Raw genomic sequence first — 23,717 nt, 5'->3', positions numbered from 1 at the left:
CATGACCATCAAATCACACAACATCAACGACATTAAAGTTGCAGAAGTCATTGCCGATGAAATATTAATTCAGTCTGCGCAGGACGGCTTGGATCTTATGGGAAATATTTATTATCAGGGGTTTGACAAAGTAATTCTATACGAGAAAAATATAACACCGGATTTCTTTGATCTAAAGACGAAGATTGCAGGAGAAATTCTGCAAAAGTTTTCCAATTATCGCATCGGATTAGCTGTTGTGGGAGATTTCAGTAAATATGAAAGTAAAAGCATGAAGGATTTTATCTTTGAAAGTAATAAAACCGGACATGTTTCCTTTGTAGAGACAGTAGAAAAAGCCGTGGAAAGTTTTCGTTAGCAAGAAAACATAGGGATACACTACCGTATTTTTTGCCACGAACTCACAAATAATTTTTTATTCTATGCTTCTATATGGTTTAAAGATATCTAAACCCAATAGGAACATATGCTTTTATCAATACATTTCTTTGCTTTTAAAATATTCTATGGCATCTTTTACAGCATTATCCACCGATTGATATTGAACATCCAGCTCTTCTAATGATTTATGGTTTGAATAGTAATTATGAATCTGAAGCGCTTTCAGATTTACAGTACTCAGATTTGTTCTGATTTTCATCTTTCTTAGCTTATCTCCTACTTTACCTAAAAAGCTCAAAAATATATTAGAAATAGGAATCATGATTGGTTTTTGATTGGTAACCCTGTTGATTATTCTAAAAAAATCAACGTAGCTCAGGTTTTCATTCGCTAAAAGATACTTTTCACCATTCTTTCCTTTTTCCAGAGCATTAACGACACCATTGGCAACATCTTCAACATGAACAAAATTTTTACCTCCCTTGGGATAAAAGATCAGTTTTTTCTTCCATGCCCAGAAAATTAATTTGCCGGAACTGGGTTTATGATCATGTGCTCCAATCATAAATGTCGGATTCAGAATAACCACTTCTGTATTGTTTGTTTTTTGCAAAAGATAGTTTTCAGCTTCCAGTTTGCTTTGAGCATACCATGATTGTGTAAAAGGATACTTTTGCTTTTTCACTTCACTTCCAGGGTCTGCTTTATTTCCATATCCTAATGTATTCGCAGAGCTGATAAACAGAAACTTTTTCACTACACATTTTTGTGCCTGATTAAATAAATCTACGGTCAAGTCATAATTTACTTTCCTGTATTCATCATAAGTGAGAAGATTCATGCGGGTTTCCGCAGCAATATGGATCACAAAATCTACATTTTTAAGGTATTGGGAAAGATCTGAAGAAAGATTGGCTTCCACCCATTTCAGGTTCTCATTTTCTTCACCCATATACTTGCTTTCCTTGCGCACCAAAGCAATAACAGAATAACCATCTTTTAATAATTTAATGATAACATTGGTTCCCAGAAGTCCTGTCGCTCCGGTTATAACTACTTTTTTCATGCTTTAATTTCTCTTTTTATTGCCTGGGTCATCAGTGGGAGCTTTATCCATATCGGAAGTATCTTCATCACCAGCCAGCTTATTGGATTCACCATAATTACGGAATCTTTCTTAAATAACTGTTGAATACAGCGAGATGCCACTTTATCAGGATTCAAAAGGGTTAATCTTCCTAAGAAACCTTGTTTTTCGATTCTTTTGCAGACATCTGTATTCGTTTTCATTGCTCCGGGATTCACAACACTTACAAAGACATTCGTATTTTTCAACTCTTCATGCAGCCCTCTTGAAAATGAATGAATAAAAGTTTTGGATGCGGGATACACTGTTTTAAAACCCACAGGAGAAAAAGCAGCCATACTTGAAACATTTAAAATATAAGCTTTGGGTTGCTTTAAAAGATTCGGTAAAAGCTGATGGGTAATCAATGAAGTAGCAGTTACATTCACCTGTAAAATAGTATTGATATAGTCTGAAGTAGCTTCGGTAAACTTTTTAGTTCCGCCAAGACCTGCATTGTTGATCAGAATATGAATATTAAAGTTGGCATTAAGCCACTCTGTAAGCTTCATTACATTGCCATGTACAGAAAGATCCACTTCGTAGTGATGAGACTTTATATGATAGTTTTCTTCAAGTTCACAGGAGAGTTCTTTAAGATTCTGATCGGGAAGACTTACTACAATCACATTAATATTTTTCCGTGCCAGATGTACAGCAAATGCTTTTCCTAAGCCCTGGCTGGCTCCAGTAACCACAGCGTATGATTCGTTGGTATCCATAAGATTAAATTTTACGGTACAAAGCTATCTTGGAAAGGTACTTTTAATGTTCCGTATTATCTGAACGAACTCATTTCCTTAAAAAACGTAACAACATAACATTCAGATACTTGAACACAGTGTAAAGTAAATATTTATAAATCAGAACTTATTTTTTGAATTCGGAAGGTGTTTGTCCGGTCAGTTTTTTGAAAGTTGTATTGAAAGATGTTTTAGAATTGAAACCAGATTCGTAAGCAATCCCAAGGATGGATAATTTGCTGTCTTTTCTTAAAAGTATTTTGGCATATTCTACCCTGAACTCATTGATGTATTGGAAAAAGTTTTTCCCAAAACCTGTATTGATAACATAAGATAAATGATGGGTAGAAACAGACAAAAGCTCTGCCAGCTTAATAAGATTCAGTTCGCTGTCCAGATAAGGTTTTTCCGTGGTCATGATCGTTTCCAGCTGTGATTTAATCCTTGCAAGTTCTTCATCAGGAATCAGTTTTTTCTTAACGTCTTCAGAATCCTGTTCTTCGTCGATAGAGATCAGTTCTTTTCGTTGTTTTTCTTCTAAGGGATAAATTTCTTTTTGCTTGAGTGAATAATATCCAACGCAATAAATAACCAATAAAAAAACAGCATTAATGAAAAAATTCAAAGATTTCGGATCGTAAAAAAGATTATAAATGACATAGATTATATTTACAGCAAGAAGCACAAGAATGATATATTCCAGCCAGTTCAGATCAATTCCTTCCGTATTGGAAGAGAACTGTTGGATTTTCTTCTGATGCTTTCTGATGGTAATGTAAGAAAGTCCTGTATAAAACAATGCCTGCACAAGAATCAGAATAATACTTAAAGATTCAAAAGGATCTTTGTAGCCTAATGCCATACCTATTAAGCATCCTGAAAATACAATAGGGAGAAATAAAAACTTAAGATCTTTTATTTTGAAGGTGAATGAAGGATTGGTATAGAATAAAACACTAAAATAAAAGAATATTGGAGTAAAGTATTGGATAAGCTTGACCAAAAACAGGGAATGAAATTCAACAACAGAACCTTTAATCAGAAAAAGAACTTCATCCATCCAGAAGCTGGACCACAGAAAAAGAAAGATTCCGAAGCAGAAATTGGCTTTTCTGTTTACTTTTAAGGGATTGGCAATCTTCAGTAAAGAAAGCAAGACCAATGAACCATAGATAAGTATCACGATGAAACTGTTTAACTCTGATGTGTTCATTGGTCTTGATATTTTAAATTAAAAAATAGTCTTTAGCCTATTCGTTTCCTGACAAAGATCTGGTAACCCAGATAAATCAATGGAAGTGACATTACTCCCAAATATACGATATTGCTCATTGCCAGCTGCGGATGCATTACAATAGAGTAAACAAGCCCGAAAAAGGCTCCTCCAAGGTGTGCAGCGTGTCCCAGGTTATCCCATTGCTTCGGATTCAGCATCATGTATACGGAATATCCGAAATATAATGTTCCAAATAACCATCCCGGCAGGAAGTTTACACTGATCTCGTTCGGTGCCATTGCTATGGAGGCAAAAATGATTCCTGAAACGGCTCCTGATGCTCCAATGGCAGAATACCAAGGTTGTTTTTGGTAAATCTGTAAGCTGAATACGTTTCCTAAGATCATTGACCCAAAATACACAATCAGAAACCCTATTTCTCCAAAGAAATGAATAACAACGCCCTGAAAGAAATACAAAGAAAGCATATTAAAGAACAGGTGCATGAAATCCGCATGTAAAAATGCTGAGCTGATCAGTCTTATATATTCTTTACGGTTGGCAATTGCACCGACGTTGAATTTATATTTTTCAAATAAAGCCGTATTGTTGAATCCCATGTAACTGAAGATACATGTGATGGCAATGATAATTAAAACTACAATACTCATCTGATGTCTTTTTATTTTACTTTTTTGATAAGAATTTTTTTATGTTCACCATATTCAGAAGGAATCATCCCTGATTTAATGTAAAATTTGTTGTCTTTTTCATAGAGAAAATAATCTTTTTCCATTCCTCTTCCATCGCCAGCTTCTACTTCAGGTAAGAACTTTATTTTGGTGTTAGCCTCATCTGCTTTACCAAAACTTCCGAAGATACTGATGGTATCACTATTCTTTTCGTTCGGGGCTTCCCACCAGATCCACAGATTATTGAACTCAGGTTCATTAAGCTGTAGTTTTACTTTAATAACGGCGTTTCCTTCTCCGGCATAGTCCTTATATTCAAGGAAATATTCTCCTTTCCATTTTTGAAAACTATTATTATCCAGAACTTCATACTCAAGGTCACTCTTTTTTACCTCTTCTTCATCATTTTCTTCCGGAATACTGTCCTGAACTGCCTTTATCTTAGATTCTGTTTTTACAACTTTGGTTTCTACAGTTTTCTTTTCTTTACATGAAAAGCTTAATAAACCGATCAGTAATAATGTGGGAAATAAACTTTTTTTCATGTAATCTATTTTATTCTGTTTCGTTGTCTACATCCCCCTGGAATAAGTCTCCGATCACTCCGCCATCTTCATCGGTATCTCCGGTTGGTTCTGGATCTTCATATACTTCCGGCTCTTCTTCTACAGGTTCAGGAATAGTAATATTAATAGCTTTTACCTTGAACTTTGTAAACTGGTTCCCGATTGCTTTTATTCCTTTTACAGCAATAAATTCGTCAATATTTACAGTTTCAGGATCACGGTCTTTACCTTTATCTTTAGCAAAAATAATTTCTGCCGTTGCATCATTAGCCACAATTACATTTTCAATGAATGACTTCGGATGTTCGGATGGCATGAAAGTTTGTACGTTCGCCGTATTTTCCAGTAAGAATCGCTTGATAAAGTAAATATCTTTCTCTCCATCATAATAGATACAGGTAATAGGCTGCTCCGGTCTCCATTTTTCCAATACCAGATATTCGTCATCAAAACGGTTTCCAAGATCAAAAGAAACTAACTTAACTTCCCCATTTGTATTGATGGTTAAAATTCTGTCATCTCCTTTGAAACTTCCCAATAAGGTACCTCTTGCGTCGGCATTTAGTCTTCTTACGGTATCATCAAACCAGATTCTTCTTGGTGCCAGCGTAGAAACCCCTTCTTCCTTCATATCCACTTTCTTCACCGCATACTTGGTCACCAGATTTCCTTTGGAATCACGTCCTTTGATAGCAAGTTCAGAGAAATTGATCTCCATTTTATTCTTCCTGATTCTCGGATTAGGTTTTAAAAGAACGGTAACTGTTTCTGCTTCTCCATTAGGATTTGCTGAAAAATATAACGTTTCTGATCCTTTTTTATCTGAAGCCAACGGATAATCTGTATTTCTGGTTACTCCGGTTACAGAAAAACGTTTCATATAGTATGGTCCTTCCCTACCTTCACGGTAGATCATATTATAGACCGTTCTCTTATCGTTTTTCTTCCATATGGCAACGTGAAGAATATCTTTTCCAATGAAGGTTTTTGCTTCTACTTTTACTACCTTCATGCTACCATCTTTTCTGAAAGTAATGATATCATCAATATCAGAACAATCAAATAAATACTGGTCTTTTTTCAGGGAAGTTCCGATAAAGCCTTCTTCGAAATTGGCATAGAACTTTTCATTAGCTACCGCAACTTTAGTGGCATCAATGGTATCAAATATTCTAAGCTCAGTTTTTCTCTGCTTATCTTTTCCGTACTTCTTCTGAATATTTAAATAATAATCAATAGCATACGCAATCAGATTGGCAAGGTGGTATTTTACCTGCTCTATTTTACCTTCAAGAGCAGCAATATTCTCTTTAAACTTATCTAAATCGAATCTTGAAATTCTCTTGATTCTGATTTCTGTTAATTTTAAAATGTCTTCTTCCGTAACGGCTCTTAAAAGATGTCCTGTATGAGGTTTTAATCCGGCATCAATGGTTTTCAAAACATCTTCCCAGGTTTTCACCTCTTCAATGTCGTGATAAATTCTGTTCTCGATGAAAATTCTTTCCAATGAAGAGAAATGCCAGCTTTCCTGAAGCTCATGAAGTTCTATTTCAAGCTCTTTTTTAAGCAATGAAACCGTATGATCCGTATTCATTTTCAGAATATCAGATACATTCATAAACATAGGTTTATCTCCTACGATCACACAAGCATTAGGGGAAATAGTTACCTGACAGTCTGTAAATGCATATAAAGCATCTATTGTTTTATCAGGTGAAACATCATTATGAATATGGATCAGAATCTCTACTTTATCTGAAGTATTATCCTCAATTTTTTTGATCTTGATCTTTCCTTTTTCATTGGCTTTCAGGATAGAATCAATCAGATCACTTGTGGTTTTGGAATATGGAAGCTCAGAGATCACCAACAAATGTTTATCTGTTTGGGTAATTTTAGCTCTGGCTCTTACTTTTCCGCCTCTGTGTCCGTCATTATATTCAGAAACATCCAGATAACCTGCTGTTAAAAAGTCAGGATATAATTCAAATTTCTTTCCTTTTAAATAGGCAACAGAAGCATTGATCAATTCATTAAAATTGTGTGGAAGTATCTTGGTGGAAAGTCCAACCCCAATTCCTTCCACTCCCTGTGCAAGAAGCAATGGAAATTTAACCGGAAGGTCGATAGGCTCGTTATTTCTTCCGTCATAGGATTTTGTCCATTCCGTAGTTTTAGGGTTAAATACTACTTCCAGGGCAAAAGGAGTCAGTCTTGCTTCAATATACCTAGCGGCAGCGGCAGAATCTCCTGTATAGATATTTCCCCAGTTTCCCTGAGTATCAATCAGTAATTCTTTCTGTCCGATCTGTACCATGGCATCTGTAATGGAAGCGTCACCATGAGGGTGGTATTTCATGGTATTTCCCACGATATTTGCCACCTTATTATAACGTCCGTCCTCCAGCTCGCGCATAGAGTGCATGATTCTCCTTTGTACAGGCTTCAATCCGTCATATACGGAAGGGATTGCCCTATCCAGAATTACATAGGAAGCATAATCCAGAAACCAGTCTTTATACAGACCAGAAACTTTCTTTAAGCTTTCACCCTCATGCGAATATTCTTCTGTCGTCATTCGTTTTTAATCTTTTTTCTCTTTATTAGCTTTCACTACTTTATTCAGAGATATTTTTAAATCGTTTACTTCTTTTCTCGTCAAATAAGAAATTTGATATTTAAGCATTGTAGCTCCATTATTCTTGCTTGAAACGGTAATATATAGTCTCTTTACAAAGAAAACACTGACTATATCATACTTTCTCAGTTTGTATTTTGGAAATTCATCATGTAGAGCTTTATTTAAAAAGGGAATAATATTCCTGTTTTTAAAATTCAGCGCTTCTCCATCGCTATCATATTCGAAGATCTGTCTTCCGTTAAGAAGAAAAATAGCCAGCAATAATACAGGAATAATGATCAGTAAATAGCTTTCATTTCCTAAGGCATTAAACCTATATTTGTTGGCAAGAAATCCTAAGATTCCAAACACGGTCATCATGATCAGCAGCGTGCTTATAAAATTATAAACCGATGCTTTATTACGATTACTTAGTCTCATTGTGATTTTGGGGTTACAAAGTGTCAAATTAATTACTTTTCATCCAAAATGTGTTTTTTTAATCAATAGCTGTATCGTTTTATACGAAAAGGTATTGAGTCTAAATGCTATAGTTTCTTAATTTTCTATTTCATCAAGAATTTTCTTTTTATCAATATCGGTATCATCTTCCACTACCAGATTTTCAAGAATAAACGTTTGTCTGTCCGGAGTGTTTTTCCCCATATAAAATTCTAACAATTGTTCTATGGTCAGATCCTTTCCTACTACTACAGGCTCCAACCTTATATCTTTTCCGATAAAATGCTTGAATTCATCAGGTGAAATTTCTCCAAGTCCCTTAAATCGGGTAATCTCAGGGTTTTTCCCTAAATCATTTAATGCTTTTACTCTTTCTGCCTCTGAATAGCAGTATCTGGTTTCTTTTTTATTTCTCACCCTGAATAAAGGGGTCTGAAGAATATAAAGGTGTCCGTTTTTAATAAGATCCGGAAAGAATTGCAGGAAAAAAGTAATCATCAACAGACGAATGTGCATTCCGTCAACATCGGCATCGGTTGCAATAATTACCTGATTATACCTAAGATCTTCCAGACTTTCTTCAATGTTCAGTGCAGCCTGAAGAAGGTTAAATTCTTCGTTTTCGTAAACTACTTTCTTAGTAAGCCCATAGCAGTTCAAAGGTTTACCCTTTAATGAAAATACTGCCTGAGTTTCCACATCTCTTGATTTAGTGATCGATCCGGATGCAGAGTCTCCCTCAGTAATGAAGATCTGTGTATCTCCTTTTCTTTCCGCCTTCTGATCATTATAATGCTGTCTGCAGTCACGAAGTTTTTTATTGTGAAGAGAAACTTTTTTCGCTCTTTCTCTAGCCAGCTTCTGAATTCCTGAAAGTTCTTTTCTTTCTCTTTCAGAGATTAAAATCTTTCTTTGAATCGCTTCTGCAATTTCAGGATTCTTGTGCAGGAAATTATCAAGCTTGCTCTTTAAGAAATCAATGATAAAGGTTCTTACCGTAGGTCCATTAGGTCCCATATCATTAGATCCCAGCTTGGTTTTAGTCTGAGATTCAAACACCGGCTCCTCAACATTGATGGAAATTGCGGCTATGATCGATTTTCTGATATCAGAAGCATCGAAACTCTTATTAAAGAATTCACGGATCGTTTTCACATAAGCTTCTCGGAAAGCATTAAGATGCGTTCCTCCCTGTGTGGTATTCTGTCCGTTAACGAATGAGAAATAGGTTTCTGTCTGAGATTTATCTGAATGGGTAATTGCTACTTCAATATCCTCATCCTTTAGGTGAACAATCGGATAAAGAATATCGCTTTCCAATTCCTCTTCCAACAAATCTTTAAGACCGTTTTCCGAGAAATAGGTTTCTCCATTGAAAAGAATTTTTAATCCCGGATTCAGATAAGCATAATTACGGAGCATTCTTTCGATATACTCTTTTCTGTACTTAAAATGCAGGAAAATGTCTCCATCAGGAATGAATGAAATTTCAGTTCCGTTTCTGTCTGACGTTTCTTTTTCATCAAAGCTCTCTTTGATAATACCTCGAGAAAACTCAGCAGCTTTCATCTTTCCGTCACGGAATGAACGTACACGGAAATAATCTGAAAGAGCATTTACCGCTTTGGTACCCACACCATTCAATCCGACAGATTTTTTAAATGCTTTACTGTCGTACTTACCACCGGTATTCATTTTGGAAACAGCATCTACCACTTTTCCCAACGGAATTCCACGACCAAAGTCACGGATGGTTACTTTTCCGTCATCCAGCTTTATTTCAATTCTTTTTCCTGCTCTCATCCTGAACTCATCAATGGAGTTATCAAGGATTTCTTTAAGCAAAATGTAAATACCATCATCAGCAGAAGAACCATCACCAAGCTTCCCGATGTACATGCCGGGACGCAAACGGATATGTTCCTGCCAATCGAGGGTTCTGATATTATCTTCTGAGTAGGTTGGATTTATTTCTTGTGACATATATGATTTCAGCAAACACACAAAAGTACGAAATTGTACAAAATTATCCGAATTTTAACGTTCATTTTTTTATCAACATTCATCGCTAAATCAGCAAGCCTACATCAAAAAAGTAGACTTAATTGAATGAAGCACAAGAAGTAATCGTCTATATGCTAATTGATTCTATTTTTATCAAAAAAAATAAAAGAAACAACAATCTTAAATTCCCCGCGCCTTTGCATTTTCAAACTATAAAATTAGCGCAGATTTTAAACCTAAAAGAGATTTCTAATCATCATAAATGTATAAACCAATGCATCTATATGGTTAAAAAAATCACATTTCACCAAATAGATCTCCCAGAAGGAATACAAAAAATATTTAAATAGGGTTCGTTTTAAATAATTCATTAAATTCGATATCAATAAAATCTTCTTTATGATACAACTTCCTTTATCGAAACTTTCCAATGTTGGGACTACTATTTTCAGTCAGATGACACAATTAGCCAATGAAAATGAAGCTATTAATTTATCACAGGGATTCCCTGATTTCATGCCGGATTCTGAATTGCTAAACCATGTAGATGAGTTTATTAAAAAAGGATTTAATCAATATGCTCCGCTTGGTGGGATGATTGGTTTAAAAGAAGAGATCGCAAGGAAAATTGAAAACAGCCATCAGGCTTCTTATCATCCTGATTCTGAAATAACCGTTACAGCAGGTGGTACGCAGGCTATCTTTACGGCTATTGCCACTTTCATCAAGAAAGACGATGAAGTCATCATTTTTGAACCCGCCTATGATTGCTACGAGCCTACAGTAGATCTTTTTGGAGGGATTGTAAAAAGATTCGAAATGAAAGCTCCGAATTATCAGATTGACTGGACAGCAGTAAAAAGTCTGATCAGTGATAAAACCAAAATGATCATCCTCAATAACCCGAACAATCCATCAGGAAAGATATTGAAAGAAGAAGACATTAAAGAGCTCATCGGAATCGTAAAAGGAACTTCTATTCTCATTCTGAGTGATGAAGTATATGAGAATATTGTTTTTGACGGAAAACAGCATTTAAGTATCTGCAAATATCCTGAACTTAAGGAAAGAAGTCTTCTTGTCGCTTCATTTGGAAAGCTCTTCCATGTCACCGGATGGAAAGTGGGATACTGTGCTGCTCCGAAGGCATTAACTGATGAATTCAGAAAAGTACATCAATTCAATGTTTTCTGTGTTAACACTCCTATTCAGCTTGCCTTGGCTGAGTATATGAAAAATGATGAGCATTATACTTATCTGAACCAGTTTTTCCAGGAAAAGAGAGACTTTTTAAGGAAGGGTCTTTCCGGTACTTCATTTGAATTACTGGATTGTGAAGGAACCTATTTCCAAGCTTTACAGTATAGTAAGATTTCCGACAAAAGTGATATTGACTTTGCAACAGAACTAACGATTAACCACAAGGTGGCAAGTGTTCCTTTTTCATCATTTTATAAAAACAAAGTGAATGAAAATGTAATCCGCTTGTGCTTTGCAAAAAAGCAGGAAACTCTAGAAAGAGCCCTTGAAAACCTTTCAAAAGTGAAATAAACACTTAGGCTTACTCAACGAGTTTTTAGTTTAATATCAGCAAACTTATTCATTTTCAAGGATAAGTAAAGAAACGCTATACTTATATTTTTTCTTCAATAAGTGATATATTGTTAAAACTTTTCATATATTCGTAATAACTAACTATTTAAAAATCAGAATCATGAAAAGTAAAACTTCCTCACAGGCAAAAAAACTGAACAAAAAAGAACTGCGAACAATCACCGGAGGTCTATTAATGTGCCTTGATGCTTCATTAAGATGCAGACAATATCATCCAAAGTGTGCAGAAGATCAATGTAAGCCAGGACAACCAGAGCAACCATGGGATTAATTCTGTCATAACTCTAACAATATTAAATAATGTTATTATGAAAAATCAAACTTTAACTAAAGGAAAAAAACTTAATAAAAAAGAATTAAGATCAATTGCAGGAGGTATGCTGGATTGTATGCCTGCACAGAAGATCTGCCTGCCACCTCTTGATCCATGTCCACCAAATGTTGATGAAAATGGCTGTGCAATGATCTCCCCTTCTTGCGGACAGAAAATCTGTAGACCTTAGTATATAATTTAAATTCCAAAACCATGAAAATATGAAACTAAACAAAGGAAAAAAATTAGCAAAGTCTGAATTGAAAGCTATCCACGGAGGTCTTGGTGATTATCCTTGCGCTCCAAACGGTTATTGTAAATTTATAGGACCTGGCTGCAGGGAACAGAAATGCCAACTGCCAGAGCCTTTGGAACCAATAGATCCTGAAGGACCTATTGTACTTCCGGAACCAGGAGGCTTATAATCATAAAAAGAACCAACTTTATCGAGTTGGTTCTTTTCTTTTTTTTAAAAAATAATATTTCTGAATTCAGATTAAAGGAACATTCCGCCGGAAACTTCAATTCTTTGCCCGTTGATCCATCCCGCATCTTCTGTACATAAAAACGCTACCACTCCACCAATATCATCCGGCAGACCGACTCTTCCCAGCGCTGTAGCACCGGCTACTACCGCATTGATATCTTTATTATCTCTTACTCTTCCGCCTCCAAAATCTGTTTCTATAGCCCCCGGAGCTACAGTATTGGCTTTAATTCTTCTTGGACCAAGCTCTTTTGCCATGTATTTTGTAAGCATCTCCACACCAGCTTTTACAGATCCATATACTGAAGAACCCGGTGTTGCAAATCTTGCCAATCCTGAAGAAATATTAACGATTCCACCACCATCATTGATAAACGGCAACAACTTCTGCGTCAGAAAGAAGACTCCTTTGAAGTGAATATCCACGATATCATCCATCTGTTCTTCTGTAACATCAGTAATCGGTGCATACAAAGCTGTTCCGGCATTATTGACCAGATAATCAATATTGGGACTTCCTGTAGCAGTTTGTAAATGATCCGTAACATTCTTTACAAAGGCATCAAAACTTTTTCTTTCTTTTGTATCCAGTTGAAACGCAACGGCATTTCTTCCCATACTTTTTATCTGATTCACTACTTCATCAGCTTCTTCCTTATTGCTTCTGTAAGTAATAATAATATCTAATCCTCTTTCAGCCGTTTTAAGTGCAGAATTCTTACCTAAACCACGGTTTCCACCTGTAATGAGTGCTATTTTTGTTCTTGTATCCATATTTTGTTGTTTTTAATGAGACAAAGTTGAGATATTTCAAGGGATAACAGTTTGAATGAATCAATCTGAAATTTGCAAAATTCAAATCATGAGCGAAATTCCAAAGGTGTAAATGATGTTTTTCTTTTAAAAAAGTTTGAGAAATGCGCTATTTCTTCGAAGCCTAGGGCATAGGAGATTTCAGAAACATTCCATTGGGTTTGCTTTAAAAGGATTTTAGCTTCCTGAATGACACGGTCTCCAATAAATTCCGTAGTTGTTTTTCCTGTACTTTCTTTCAATCTTTTATTAAGATAATTGACATGTACCGCCAATCTGTCGGCAAAATCTTTTGCGGTTTTAAGCTTGAGTCTTTGCTCTAAAGATTCTATGGGAAACTGTCTTTCCAATAATTCAATAAATAAAGAAACCACTCTCATTGAAGCGTCATTTGACATTGATATTTTTGTAGCCGGCTGAAGTTTTTGCCCGTAATGAATCAGTTCCAGTACATAGTTTCTGATCAGATCATACTTAAAAACATAGTCAGAATCTATCTCACGCTGTATTTTATTAAAAAGCAATCCTATTTCATCTGCAAGCTGATCATCAATTTCAAATACAGGAACACCTCCCGGCTGAAAAATAGGCAAGCCTTCCAGGCTGTTGTAAGATCGGTCTTTAAAAAGAAAATCCTCTGTAAATACACAAAAACTTCCGGACTGCTGTGCATCTTCGGGAATCCAGTGATAAGGCACTTTCGGAGTAGCAAATAATAAAGCGTTTTGTTTTATAGAGATTACTTTATCAGCATATTCTGCGCGGTTTTTTCCTCGGATCAGGCTGATCTTGTAATATTTACGCCTGTTATAAGGCATTTCTGCCGTAGTTTTTACTCTTTCTATAGTCTGTGCAATATCAAAAACATTGAAATGTCCGATATCTTTATGAAGTCCTTTCGGAAAAATATCTTCAAGGTTCTTCCCTAGTTTTGCTGTCATTTCTCTGTAAAAGTCTTCCAGTGAAGTATGAGCTATTTTTTCCATCACAGATTGTTTGTAAAATTCAAATATACAAAGTTGGTTTTTAATGAAAACAAAATATTTAGTTCAGTTGTAAAAGTTGGTGATCAGAACAAAATCTATCTTTTTTGTCGAAGAAACGGCATGTTTTTAATCTCAAAGTCAAAAGATTCAAATGCTTTATTTTAGGAATCTAAGAAGTGCGACTTTATCATTTGATAAACTTGATGGATATATATTTGCTTTGAAAAAATCAATGAAATAAGTTGATTTTCTCCTTTTTGCTTCCCTAAAAACACGAGATAAGATACCAAAAGCCTTTCATTAAATTTATTAATTAAAAACGAACAATACTACTTAATTCTTGAGACTAATTCAATATTTATTTCATTTTTTCCATAATAAGTGATATACATATTATTATTTTTACTACTTTAGTATTTAACTAACTTATTAAAAATCAAAAACATGAATCACAAATTTTTAACAAGCGGTAAAAGGTTAAACAAAAAACAACTGAAAACCATCCAGGGAGGAATGCTTAACTGCATGGAACCTATTCTTTGTACAGATCCACCATGTGAAATTTACCCGCCGGGAGATGTCAGAAACTGCAGCACCATTTCTATGGCTTGTGCTCAAAAAGTATGCAGACCGCAAGCTCCGATAGAGGAAATTTAATAGCCCATGAAAATTAAATGTCACGAAAAACGGTAAAAAACTGAATAAAAAGGAGCTAAAAATAATACAGGGTGGAAAGCTCGACTGCTACAAGCCGGTAATCTGTAACGATCCTCCTTGTGAACCTAACACAGGATGCTCTATTATTTCCATAGGCTGTGCACAGATAGAGTGCAGACCACAAATTACTCAAGACTAATTTTAATAAAACTATATTATGAAAAACGGAAAAAAATTAAATAAAAAAGAATTAAGATTCATTACCGGTGGATTATTAAACTGTATGGAACCGGTGCCTTGCCCAATTCCTTATGAGCCGTGTGAGTCTCCTTATCCAAACGGCTGCACTATTATTTCTCCTGTCTGCGGACAAAAGGAATGCAGACCGGCACCTATTATTATAGAATAATCACTCATATTCAAATCATTAAAATACAACACTATGAAAAACCAAAGATTAAACAATGGTAAAAAGCTCAATAAAAAGGAGTTAAAAACCATCAAAGGAGGATTACTGATGTGTATTGATCATGAAACGGGACTTTGCAGAGAAACAGGAATACGATGCGCGGAAAGACAGTGCAGATATGTACTTGAACCGCCATTTCCATTTTAATAGTTACTAAAACATATCTATTTATTTTAACATTTTAAAACTAGAAATCCATGAAAAATCAGAATTTAAACAAAGGAAAAAAGCTTGACAAAAGAGCATTAAGATCTATTACTGGAGGACTCATGAGATGCATGAATCCCTTGACAAAAGAATGTATGGCAACAGGACCGCAATGTGCAGAAACAGTATGCAGATTTGTTTTGGAACCTGTAGATCCATGGAATTAAAATAAAATCTAAAATTACAGCCTAAGCACTCCCGGCATCGGGAGTGTTTTTCTTTCAGCATACAAGTTTAATCGCAAAAAACGCCCCCAAATTCATGGAAGCGCTTTTTTATAAACTAACTTTAATATTTTTTCTTATACGTTGAATCTGAAGTGCATGATGTCACCATCCTGAACGATATATTCCTTACCTTCTACTGAAAGTTTTCCGGCTTCTTTTACTTTTACTTCAGATCCATACGTTACATAATCATTATACTTGATTACTTCTGCACGGATGAATCCTTTTTCAAAGTCTGTGTGGATCACCCCAGCAGCTTGAGGAGCTGTCCATCCCTGTCCGATTGTCCATGCTCTTACTTCTTTTACTCCAGCTGTGAAGTAAGTCTGAAGTTTTAAAAGATCATAAGCTTTTCTGATCAAACGGTTTACTCCCGGTTCTGTAAGCCCTAATTCGTCAAGGAAAATTTCTCTTTCTTCAAAAGTCTCAAGTTCATTGATATCAGCTTCAATCTGAGCAGCTAATACAACAACTTCAGCGCCTTCATTTTTAGCCATTTCCTCAATTTTAGCGATCCAGTCGTTTCCGTTTTTAATAGAGTTTTCATCTACATTACAAACGTAAAGTACTGGTTTATTTGTTAAAAGCTGAACTTCACCAATGATTGATTTTGTAAAATCATCTACTGCAAATTCTCTTGCATTCTTACCGTCTTCAAGAAACTTCTGTAAGTTTTGAAGTGTTTCGTAAGTAAGGATGTCTTCTTTTTTACCGGATTTGATGAATTTCTTCGCTTTTTCAACTGCTTTTCCTACTGTTTCAAGGTCTTTCAGCTGTAGCTCAATATCAATGATTTCTTTGTCTCTTAACGGGTCTACTGAACCTTCTACGTGAACGATATTTCCGTTATCAAAACATCTTAAAACGTGGATAATCGCCTCACACTCACGGATATTAGCAAGGAACTGATTTCCTAATCCTTCTCCTTTGCTGGCACCTTTTACAAGGCCTGCAATGTCAACGATTTCAACTACTGCCGGTAAAACTCTTTCCGGTTTTACGATTTTCTCCAATTCAAACAATCTCTGATCTGGTACAGAAACCGTTCCAAGGTTCGGTTCAATAGTACAGAAAGGATAGTTTGCTGACTGAGCTTTTGCATTACTCAAACAGTTAAAAAGAGTTGATTTACCTACATTCGGCAGGCCTACAATTCCACATTTCATATTGTAAAATTCAAAGTTTAAGGTTTAGATGTAAGTCAAAGGTTCTACAACTTAAATATTGAATACCGAACCTTGAATTACGAGTTTGCAAAGATAGTGATTTTTGAGGGAGTTTCATAATAAAAAAATCTGCCAGTTGTTCTGACAGATTTTCAAATAGTTTAAATTTTTCAATGTATATTTTACGGATTATCTCCTGTGGCGTCCTGTGCTAATGGCACATTGTTCGGAGCTTCCTGTAATGTTTTATCCAAAGTGAATAAAGATTCATCAGTAGCTCTGTCTCCCCCTGCAATTTTTAATTTATCTATAAGGTTCTGAGCAAGTGTTTCTTCTTCTATCTGTTCCTGTACAAACCATTGCATAAAATTCCAGGTTGCCCAGTCTTTTTCCTCCATAGAAAGATCTACGATTTTATAAATTGCTGTTGTGTTGTCTACTTCATGTTTGAAAACACCGTCAAAACAAGCTGTTAATGATTCCGGATCGGCTGGTGGAGCCGGTATTGCTTCTACTTTAGGTTTTCCGCCTCTGTTTAAAATATATTCCATAAACTTGATGGAATGGTTTCTTTCTTCCTGGGCATGTCGGTAAAGAAAATTGGCAATTCCCTGATAGCCTTTGTCGTCTGCCCAAATTCCATACGATAGAAAAACGTGTGATGCATGAATTTCCTTATTCATCTGGTCACTAAGTGCTTTTTCCACATTTGCGGAAAGTCTGTTAGTATTCATAATGTTATATTTTGGTGATTATGGGAGTAGTCATGCAAAAATGGTTCCGATAAGGGTATTATTGTGTATAAAAACAGATACCACAAAATCATATCACCCTGATTATCTTCATTTTAAATTCATAATTTATAGTTATTCTAAAAAGTAGGGATTGTTTTATGTGAGATGATTATGTATGTTTTTTAACACTTAAGTTATTTTTTTATTAATTCGTGCATTAGTGGCTAAAAAAGAAATCAATTTTAATAAGCTGGAGGAGATATTTAGATTTTGAACTCATATGAAATATATGTAGACAATATCTTCTATCTAGTGATATACTTGTTCATAAAAAAGGTTCAACGAAAGTTGAACCTTTTTGTATCTATAAAACGGCAGCATCTATAATTATGCTCTTGTTTTTAGCTTTTTATTTAATTTTCTTAGCCATATAATCGCTTTCATTTCCAAGTCTGTCAATTGCTTTGATGGCTACTCCACTTAGTTTCTTTCCATCTTTAAACTTAGGAATGTCTTTTGAAAGGGTATCCAGCGTTAGAATTTCGGTATCCCAAACTCCATTATACTGTGTGAAAAGTACCCATTGGAAAACATCTGCTGCATTCTTTGTACTCCAGCTTGTCTGTACAAAGCTTCCATTGTCCGTAGCAAACAAGGTAGGCGTTTGTAATGGTACAGCTTTTATCCATGGAGATTTTGGAGTCAACGCTTTTTCAGCGTATGGTCCGTTTTTCAATGTTGGAAGCATTCCGGGATTTTTTGTAAGCCCTGCTATACTCCAGTGAATTTCTCCTGCGTCATTTTTCAAAACTTTTCTGGAGATTTCAATTTGGTTTTTAATTTCTGTAGGACGGTCAGAGACTCTGATTTCCACTGTATTTAAACCAGGCCATAAGTGACGTTTCATCGTATTTTCAGACTGCCACCAGTTTAATAAAGATTCAAAAGCTTGTCCTTTAGAATCAATAGGCCAATATAATTGTGGTGAGAAATAATCTACCCAGCCTTTATTCAACCATAACTTTGCATCAGCGTAAAGCTCATCATATTGTGAAGATCCTACAACTCCTGCCGGATAACCGGGTTTCCAGATTCCAAATGGGCTGATTCCGAATTTCACATTATTTTTTTCTGCATGAATTTCTTTGTAGATACGTTCTACAAATTTGTTCACATTATCTCTTCTCCAGTCTGCTCTTGACAATGTTCCACCACTGCTTACATAAGCGTTCCACGTTGCATTATCTGGAAAGTCTGCTCCTTTGTTGTATGTCGCATACGGATAGAAGTAGTCATCGAAATGAATAGCATCGATATCATATCTTTTTACAATATCCTTTACTACATTGGAAACGTGCCCCTGCGTTTTAGGATTTGCCGGATCAAACCAATACATTCCGTTCTTTAGTCTTACAACAATGTCGGAAAGCTTATTAACCATCGACAGTTTATTTACGGCACCTCCATTACTATGATGAGCACGGTAAGGGTTTAGCCAGACATGAAGTTCCAAGCCTCTTTTATGTGCTTCTTCAATCCAAAACTGAAGCGGGTCATAGTTAGGGTAAGGTGCTGTTCCTGTCTCTCCTGTCAGGAAATAAGACCAAGGCTCAATATTACTTGTATATAAAGCATCTGCTGAGGGTCTGATCTGGAAAATAGCGGCATTGAAGTTATTATTTTTCAGTGTTTCCAGCATATTGATAGCTTCTGCTTTCTGCTGATCTACGGTAAGATCATTTCTCGAAGGCCAGTTGATATTCGCTACACTTGCGATCCATGCTCCACGGAATTCTCTTTTGATTTCTGGAAGAGTGGTTCTGAAATTGTCATCTGTAGAAGCCCCAGGCGTAGGTTTAGTACCTGTTACAGGTTGCTTTGGCGGATTGGTATTATTGTTGGGTTTAGGTGTATTTTTTACAGGTGGGGTCTTTGTAACATTGTTCTGAACGGAACATGAAGTACTGTATGATGCAAACACTCCCAATAAAACGATAAGTTTTAATTTATTCATTCTCATAGTCGCAAAACTACTTTAATTTATATTTTACTATTTCGGATTTCGTCTTGAAAAAATAAACAATTTTTCCTATTCCTTAGAAAAAAAGCCCCGAAAAATTCGAGGCTTTTCTATATGATATGATTTTTGATTCGAAACGATTACGCTTTCGCAGATCTTTCCAATCTTTTTCTTTCTTCTTCTGAAAGTACTTTCTTTCTCATTCTGATAAAGTTTGGAGTTACCTCGATTGCTTCATCAGCCTGGATATATTCCATACATTCTTCCAGTGAGAATAAGATTTTTGGTGCTACACCTGTATCTTTATCTTTTCCGGAAGCTCTCATGTTGTTCAGCTGTTTTGCTTCTACGATGTTTACTACCAAGTCTCCAGGTTTGTTTTGTTCACCAATGATCATCCCAGTGTAGATTTCCTCACCCGGATCTACGAAGAACTTACCTCTATCCTGTAGTTTAGCAATTGAATATTCTGTAGCAGGACCTGTAGTTTTGCTGATCAATACTCCATTGTTTCTTCCAGGAATAGCTCCTTTGAAAGGCTTGTATTCTGTGAAACGGTGTGCCATAATAGCTTCACCTGCAGTAGCTGTCAACATCTGAGAACGTAATCCGATCAATCCTCTTGAAGGAATTTCGAATTCCATATGCTGCATTTCTCCTTTAGTTTCCATTATGTGAAGGTCACCTTTTCTCTGAGTTGCCAAGTCGATAACTCTTGATGCATATTCTTCAGGAACGTCTACTACTAAAGATTCGTAAGGCTCACAGCTTACTCCGTCAATTTCTCTTAGGATAACCTGTGGCTGTCCGATAGTCATTTCGTACCCTTCTCTTCTCATTGTTTCGATCAAAACAGATAAGTGAAGAATACCTCTACCGAATACTAGGAAAGTGTTCGCATCATCAGTCTGTTGAACTCTTAATGCTAAGTTTTTCTCTAATTCTTTAGTTAATCTTTCTTTAAGGTGGTTTGAAGTAACATATTTACCGTCTTTACCGAAGAAAGGTGAATTGTTGATAGAGAACGTCATGTTCAATGTAGGCTCATCAATAGCAGTTCTTTCCAATGGTTCAGGGTTTTCAAGATCTACAAATGAATCACCGATCTGGAATGCATCGAAACCTACTACAGCACAGATATCACCTGCCTGTACTTCAGTTACTTTTTTCTTTCCTAGACCTTCGAAAACGTAAAGTTCTTTTACTTTACCTTTCAAAACTTTACCGTCTGCCTGTGCAAGACCAATCCACTGAGATTCTTTGATCTCTCCTCTTGTTACTTTTCCGATAGCAATTCTTCCTAAGAAAGAAGAGAAATCAAGAGAAGTAATCTGCATCTGAAGGTTACCTTCAGTTACTTTCGGAGCTGGTACGTGTTCCAGGATACCATCTAATAATGGTAAAATATCTTCAGTCTGCTCTAATGAAGTGTTGAACCAACCTTGCTTAGAAGAACCGTAGAATGTTGGGAAATCTAACTGCTCTTCAGTAGCTTCAAGGTTGAAGAATAAATCAAATACCTGGTCGTGAACTTCGTCCGGACGACAGTTTGGTTTATCTACTTTATTGATAACCACTAATGGTCTCAACCCTAATTCTAAAGCTTTCTGAAGTACGAATCTTGTCTGTGGCATTGGTCCTTCGAACGCATCCACTAACAAAATAACCCCATCAGCCATTTTTAATACTCTTTCTACTTCTCCACCGAAATCGGCGTGACCAGGAGTATCGATTACGTTAATTTTTGTGTCTTTATAGGTAACAGAAATATTCTTGGATAAGATGGTGATCCCTCTTTCTCTTTCAAGATCATTGTTATCCATAATTAATTCTCCACTCTCCTGATTTTCTCTGAAAATGTTAGTTGCGTGGATGATCTTGTCAACCAAAGTCGTCTTCCCGTGGTCAACGTGTGCGATAATCGCAATATTTCTAATGTTTTGCATATAGGATTTTTACGGGTGCAAAAATAGTGATTTTAAATGAATTAATTAAAAAGATTATGTAATATTTAACAATTTCATAATGAGAAATTTACATAAATCTCTATTGAAAAAGCTAATAATTAGGGAAATAAAATCAATCCAGACTAATGTCTTATCAGCCTGTAAAGCAATACAACATCTATTAAAGCGACAATGAAAAACTTCACCAGAAAAGACTTTTTGGAAGTTTTATGATTGAAAAGGATCATTCCGGAAGCCGCTCCCACAATACCGATAAGAGAAAGTCCCAGAAGGGCATTCTCTGAAATTCTCCATTGTTGTCTCTTGGCTTGCAGTTTATCGAATCCAAAGACTCCGAATGTAATCAGGTTGGCGATCAACAGAAAAGGAAGCATTCTTACATTAATTTGCTGCAAAAGTATAAAGTTTAATTGATATACAGGAAAGCAATGCTCTAAAGTCCTGGACAAAATATTTGTAATGCCATCAAAATAAGATTTTTTAAATTTGCCATTCAAAAAATTCAATCAATGACCGTACATGATCTGGCTGGAACTTATTCAATCAAAGGAAGCAACCAAGAGGAATCTGACCAATTTTCCTATCAGGGAATATTGACTTTATCCGTGGATGAAAACAACCGCATTATAGCACAATGGATGATTGGTGATCATATCCAGAACGGAACAGGTTTCTATAAAAACCAAATTCTGGTGCTCAACTTCCATTATGAAGGTGATGACCATAACATCTATAAAGGCGTTGTCGTATACCGCTGCCTAAGTAAAGATATCCTGGATGGTTTCTGGTCTGAAAAGCATGGGAACCCTTTATATCTGGGAAGTGAGTATTGTGTAAGAGTGAAGGGGGCGGAGTTTTTGAATTGATTAAATAGTAAGTTAATACTCAGATTTTAAAAATATTTTTACATAACTTTCATTTGTTTAATACTAAAATTTGAAAGTTAAAAAATAAAAGATTAATATCTACATTACTTTTGTTATATATCTCTTTTATAAGGTGAACACTATTGATTCAATTAATATCTTGCGGCTTTTTAAGTGATAATTTTTTCAGTCTATGAAATCTTTACATTGACTATTGTGGATTATTTTATTTTCTTCAATGTGAAGACTTACCTTTTTTCAAACAGTTAATAAATATAAAATCCATTCTAATTGACTAAAGATTCTTTAGCATATAGCCAAGGACTAAGTCCATTTAAAGATGTGTGCGGATGATTACTGTTGTAATCGATTTGCCACTCATAAGCAATTGCATTTACTTCCATTATAGATCCGAATAGATATGCATCCAAAACGTCTTCTCTAAATGTATGGTTTAAGTGTTCAATATATGCATTTTGGGCAGGTTTTCCAGGTTGGATATATTGAAGTTCAATATCATTAACCTTGCAGAAATCTACAAAAACTTTGGAAAGAAATTCTGGACCGTTATCAGTCCTTATATTCTTTGGCTTAGGTCTGTGTACGATTAATTCCTTTAGCTTTTGTACTAATCTGACTCCAGGAATTGAATAAAAAGCCTCGTTGATCAATGATTCCCTATTGTAACCATCAATGACATTCAGTAGTCTAAACCTCCGCCCATTAGACAAAGCATCACTCATAAAATCAATTGACCATGTCTCATTGATTCTACCTGGAACCATCAGCTTCTCCTTAATTCGTTTTGGAATACGACGTTTACGCTTAACCCTTAGTTTCAAGTTCATATTCCGATAAACGCGAAGTACTCTTTTTCTGTTCCAAAGCAAACCTTCCAAACGTATCTTGCCATAATAGGTTTCGAATCCCCTTGTTGGGTATCTTTCTGCTAAATCCAGTAATTTTGAACAACTGCCTGATCATCTTTTTTATTCCCATAATAATACATGCTACGGCTCATGCACACAATCTTACAGGCTCTGTGAACACTGATTCCTGTTTCACTAATTACCCCTTCAGCCAGCTCCTTTCGTTCACAGAGCTTTAAAGCTTTTTTTCTATGATATCTTTTAAGATACGATGGTCCAGACTCAGATCAGCAAACATCCGCTTTAGACGGGCATTTTCTGCCTGTAAAGCTTTAAGCTCCTTAAGGTGTTGCGCATCCATTCCTCCATACTTCTGCTTCCATTGGTAGAAAGTAGGAGCAGAAATACAATACTCACGACAAATGTCTTTTGTCGCTTTCCCAGATTCATATTCTTTCAGAATATGGATAATCTGATGTTCTGAAAATTTGCTCTTTTTCATAATGTTT

General features: G+C 35.6%; 27 protein-coding genes. 10 read left to right on the top strand and 17 right to left on the bottom strand.

The window, feature by feature from the left end; genetic code table 11:
- Position 1: 1 nt before the first annotated feature.
- The gene (locus BBI01_RS03290; protein WP_065393241.1) at positions 2–358 is read left to right on the top strand and encodes a DUF4180 domain-containing protein; all 357 of its coding nucleotides are present in this window, start codon (positions 2–4) and stop codon (positions 356–358) included.
- A gap of 117 nt (positions 359–475) precedes the next feature.
- Here the strand turns inward: BBI01_RS03290 and BBI01_RS03285 are convergent, their stop codons facing one another.
- The 8 genes from BBI01_RS03285 to BBI01_RS03250 all read right to left on the bottom strand — a co-directional run bounded on the left by BBI01_RS03285 (position 476) and on the right by BBI01_RS03250 (position 9,792).
- On the bottom strand, positions 476–1,447 hold the full coding sequence (locus BBI01_RS03285) for an NAD-dependent epimerase/dehydratase family protein (RefSeq protein ID WP_065393240.1): 972 nt from the start codon (positions 1,445–1,447) through the stop codon (positions 476–478).
- Positions 1,444–2,229, bottom strand: a complete 786-nt coding sequence (locus BBI01_RS03280) for an SDR family NAD(P)-dependent oxidoreductase (protein ID WP_065393239.1) — start codon at positions 2,227–2,229, stop codon at positions 1,444–1,446. Before BBI01_RS03280 ends, BBI01_RS03285 begins: the two co-directional genes overlap by 4 nt.
- Before the next feature lie 148 nt (positions 2,230–2,377).
- Positions 2,378–3,463 carry a helix-turn-helix domain-containing protein gene (locus BBI01_RS03275; protein WP_065393238.1) on the bottom strand — a complete coding sequence of 362 codons (1,086 nt, stop codon included), beginning with the start codon at positions 3,461–3,463 and terminating at the stop codon, positions 2,378–2,380.
- A gap of 32 nt (positions 3,464–3,495) precedes the next feature.
- On the bottom strand, positions 3,496–4,137 hold the full coding sequence (locus BBI01_RS03270; protein WP_065393237.1) for a rhomboid family intramembrane serine protease: 642 nt from the start codon (positions 4,135–4,137) through the stop codon (positions 3,496–3,498).
- An 11-nt stretch (positions 4,138–4,148) separates the two neighbouring features.
- Complete coding sequence (locus BBI01_RS03265) at positions 4,149–4,703, bottom strand: hypothetical protein (RefSeq protein WP_065393236.1); 555 nt, start codon at positions 4,701–4,703, stop codon at positions 4,149–4,151.
- A 10-nt stretch (positions 4,704–4,713) separates the two neighbouring features.
- On the bottom strand, positions 4,714–7,305 hold the full coding sequence (locus BBI01_RS03260; RefSeq protein WP_065393235.1) for a DNA gyrase/topoisomerase IV subunit A: 2,592 nt from the start codon (positions 7,303–7,305) through the stop codon (positions 4,714–4,716).
- A gap of 6 nt (positions 7,306–7,311) precedes the next feature.
- Complete coding sequence (locus BBI01_RS03255) at positions 7,312–7,788, bottom strand: hypothetical protein (protein WP_065393234.1); 477 nt, start codon at positions 7,786–7,788, stop codon at positions 7,312–7,314.
- A 117-nt stretch (positions 7,789–7,905) separates the two neighbouring features.
- A complete protein-coding gene (locus BBI01_RS03250) occupies positions 7,906–9,792 on the bottom strand; it encodes a DNA topoisomerase IV subunit B (protein WP_065393233.1) in 1,887 nt (628 codons plus the stop codon).
- Between the two features lie 420 nt (positions 9,793–10,212).
- Here BBI01_RS03250 and BBI01_RS03240 point away from each other — a divergent pair, with 420 nt between their 5' ends.
- The 4 genes from BBI01_RS03240 to BBI01_RS03230 all read left to right on the top strand — a co-directional run bounded on the left by BBI01_RS03240 (position 10,213) and on the right by BBI01_RS03230 (position 12,165).
- Positions 10,213–11,364: a methionine aminotransferase gene (locus BBI01_RS03240; RefSeq protein WP_065393231.1), complete on the top strand. Its 1,152-nt coding sequence runs from the start codon at positions 10,213–10,215 to the stop codon at positions 11,362–11,364.
- Positions 11,365–11,527: 163 nt separating this feature from the next.
- On the top strand, positions 11,528–11,698 hold the full coding sequence (locus tag BBI01_RS22460) for a bacteriocin (RefSeq protein ID WP_123862070.1): 171 nt from the start codon (positions 11,528–11,530) through the stop codon (positions 11,696–11,698).
- Positions 11,699–11,735: 37 nt separating this feature from the next.
- The gene (locus BBI01_RS03235) at positions 11,736–11,930 is read left to right on the top strand and encodes a hypothetical protein (protein WP_065393230.1); all 195 of its coding nucleotides are present in this window, start codon (positions 11,736–11,738) and stop codon (positions 11,928–11,930) included.
- A 31-nt stretch (positions 11,931–11,961) separates the two neighbouring features.
- A complete protein-coding gene (locus tag BBI01_RS03230; RefSeq protein ID WP_065393229.1) occupies positions 11,962–12,165 on the top strand; it encodes a hypothetical protein in 204 nt (67 codons plus the stop codon).
- A gap of 71 nt (positions 12,166–12,236) precedes the next feature.
- On the opposite strand, the gene BBI01_RS03225 is transcribed toward BBI01_RS03230, so the two are convergent.
- The gene (locus BBI01_RS03225) at positions 12,237–13,001 is read right to left on the bottom strand and encodes an SDR family NAD(P)-dependent oxidoreductase (RefSeq protein WP_065393228.1); all 765 of its coding nucleotides are present in this window, start codon (positions 12,999–13,001) and stop codon (positions 12,237–12,239) included.
- 86 nt (positions 13,002–13,087) lie between these two features.
- Entirely contained in the window at positions 13,088–14,026 is a 939-nt protein-coding gene (locus BBI01_RS03220; RefSeq protein WP_065393227.1) for a helix-turn-helix domain-containing protein, read from the bottom strand.
- A gap of 444 nt (positions 14,027–14,470) precedes the next feature.
- Here BBI01_RS03220 and BBI01_RS03210 point away from each other — a divergent pair, with 444 nt between their 5' ends.
- The 4 genes from BBI01_RS03210 to BBI01_RS22450 all read left to right on the top strand — a co-directional run bounded on the left by BBI01_RS03210 (position 14,471) and on the right by BBI01_RS22450 (position 15,526).
- Positions 14,471–14,683 carry a hypothetical protein gene (locus BBI01_RS03210; RefSeq protein ID WP_065393225.1) on the top strand — a complete coding sequence of 71 codons (213 nt, stop codon included), beginning with the start codon at positions 14,471–14,473 and terminating at the stop codon, positions 14,681–14,683.
- A 217-nt stretch (positions 14,684–14,900) separates the two neighbouring features.
- Positions 14,901–15,092, top strand: coding sequence for a hypothetical protein (locus tag BBI01_RS03205; RefSeq protein ID WP_065393224.1), 192 nt, complete (start codon positions 14,901–14,903; stop codon positions 15,090–15,092).
- Between the two features lie 33 nt (positions 15,093–15,125).
- Entirely contained in the window at positions 15,126–15,299 is a 174-nt protein-coding gene (locus tag BBI01_RS22455) for a bacteriocin (protein ID WP_123862069.1), read from the top strand.
- Positions 15,300–15,349: 50 nt separating this feature from the next.
- Entirely contained in the window at positions 15,350–15,526 is a 177-nt protein-coding gene (locus BBI01_RS22450) for a ComC/BlpC family leader-containing pheromone/bacteriocin (RefSeq protein WP_123862068.1), read from the top strand.
- 134 nt (positions 15,527–15,660) lie between these two features.
- On the opposite strand, the gene ychF is transcribed toward BBI01_RS22450, so the two are convergent.
- The 5 genes from ychF to BBI01_RS03180 form a co-directional block, all read right to left on the bottom strand.
- Positions 15,661–16,752, bottom strand: coding sequence for a redox-regulated ATPase YchF (gene ychF, locus BBI01_RS03200; protein ID WP_065393223.1), 1,092 nt, complete (start codon positions 16,750–16,752; stop codon positions 15,661–15,663).
- Positions 16,753–16,934: 182 nt separating this feature from the next.
- A complete protein-coding gene (locus BBI01_RS03195; protein ID WP_065393222.1) occupies positions 16,935–17,486 on the bottom strand; it encodes a ferritin in 552 nt (183 codons plus the stop codon).
- A gap of 409 nt (positions 17,487–17,895) precedes the next feature.
- Positions 17,896–19,506: a glycoside hydrolase family 10-like protein gene (locus BBI01_RS03190; protein WP_065393221.1), complete on the bottom strand. Its 1,611-nt coding sequence runs from the start codon at positions 19,504–19,506 to the stop codon at positions 17,896–17,898.
- Between the two features lie 140 nt (positions 19,507–19,646).
- On the bottom strand, positions 19,647–21,452 hold the full coding sequence (gene typA / locus BBI01_RS03185; RefSeq protein WP_065393220.1) for a translational GTPase TypA: 1,806 nt from the start codon (positions 21,450–21,452) through the stop codon (positions 19,647–19,649).
- Between the two features lie 143 nt (positions 21,453–21,595).
- Positions 21,596–21,868, bottom strand: a complete 273-nt coding sequence (locus BBI01_RS03180; protein WP_228393928.1) for a DUF1294 domain-containing protein — start codon at positions 21,866–21,868, stop codon at positions 21,596–21,598.
- A gap of 114 nt (positions 21,869–21,982) precedes the next feature.
- Between BBI01_RS03180 and BBI01_RS03175 the strand changes: the two genes are divergently transcribed.
- Complete coding sequence (locus BBI01_RS03175) at positions 21,983–22,339, top strand: hypothetical protein (RefSeq protein ID WP_065393218.1); 357 nt, start codon at positions 21,983–21,985, stop codon at positions 22,337–22,339.
- A gap of 287 nt (positions 22,340–22,626) precedes the next feature.
- On the opposite strand, the gene BBI01_RS03170 is transcribed toward BBI01_RS03175, so the two are convergent.
- Positions 22,627–23,181, bottom strand: a complete 555-nt coding sequence (locus BBI01_RS03170; protein ID WP_165602214.1) for an integrase core domain-containing protein — start codon at positions 23,179–23,181, stop codon at positions 22,627–22,629.
- A gap of 262 nt (positions 23,182–23,443) precedes the next feature.
- Positions 23,444–23,710, bottom strand: a complete 267-nt coding sequence (locus tag BBI01_RS03165; protein WP_065393217.1) for a transposase — start codon at positions 23,708–23,710, stop codon at positions 23,444–23,446.
- Positions 23,711–23,717 lie beyond the last annotated feature (7 nt).

Source organism: Chryseobacterium artocarpi (assembly GCF_001684975.1).
In the GTDB taxonomy this organism is placed as follows: Bacteria; Bacteroidota; Bacteroidia; order Flavobacteriales; family Weeksellaceae; genus Chryseobacterium; species Chryseobacterium artocarpi.
Note: the sequence above shows the minus strand (reverse complement) of the source record. Positions and strands in the feature narration are given on the sequence as shown.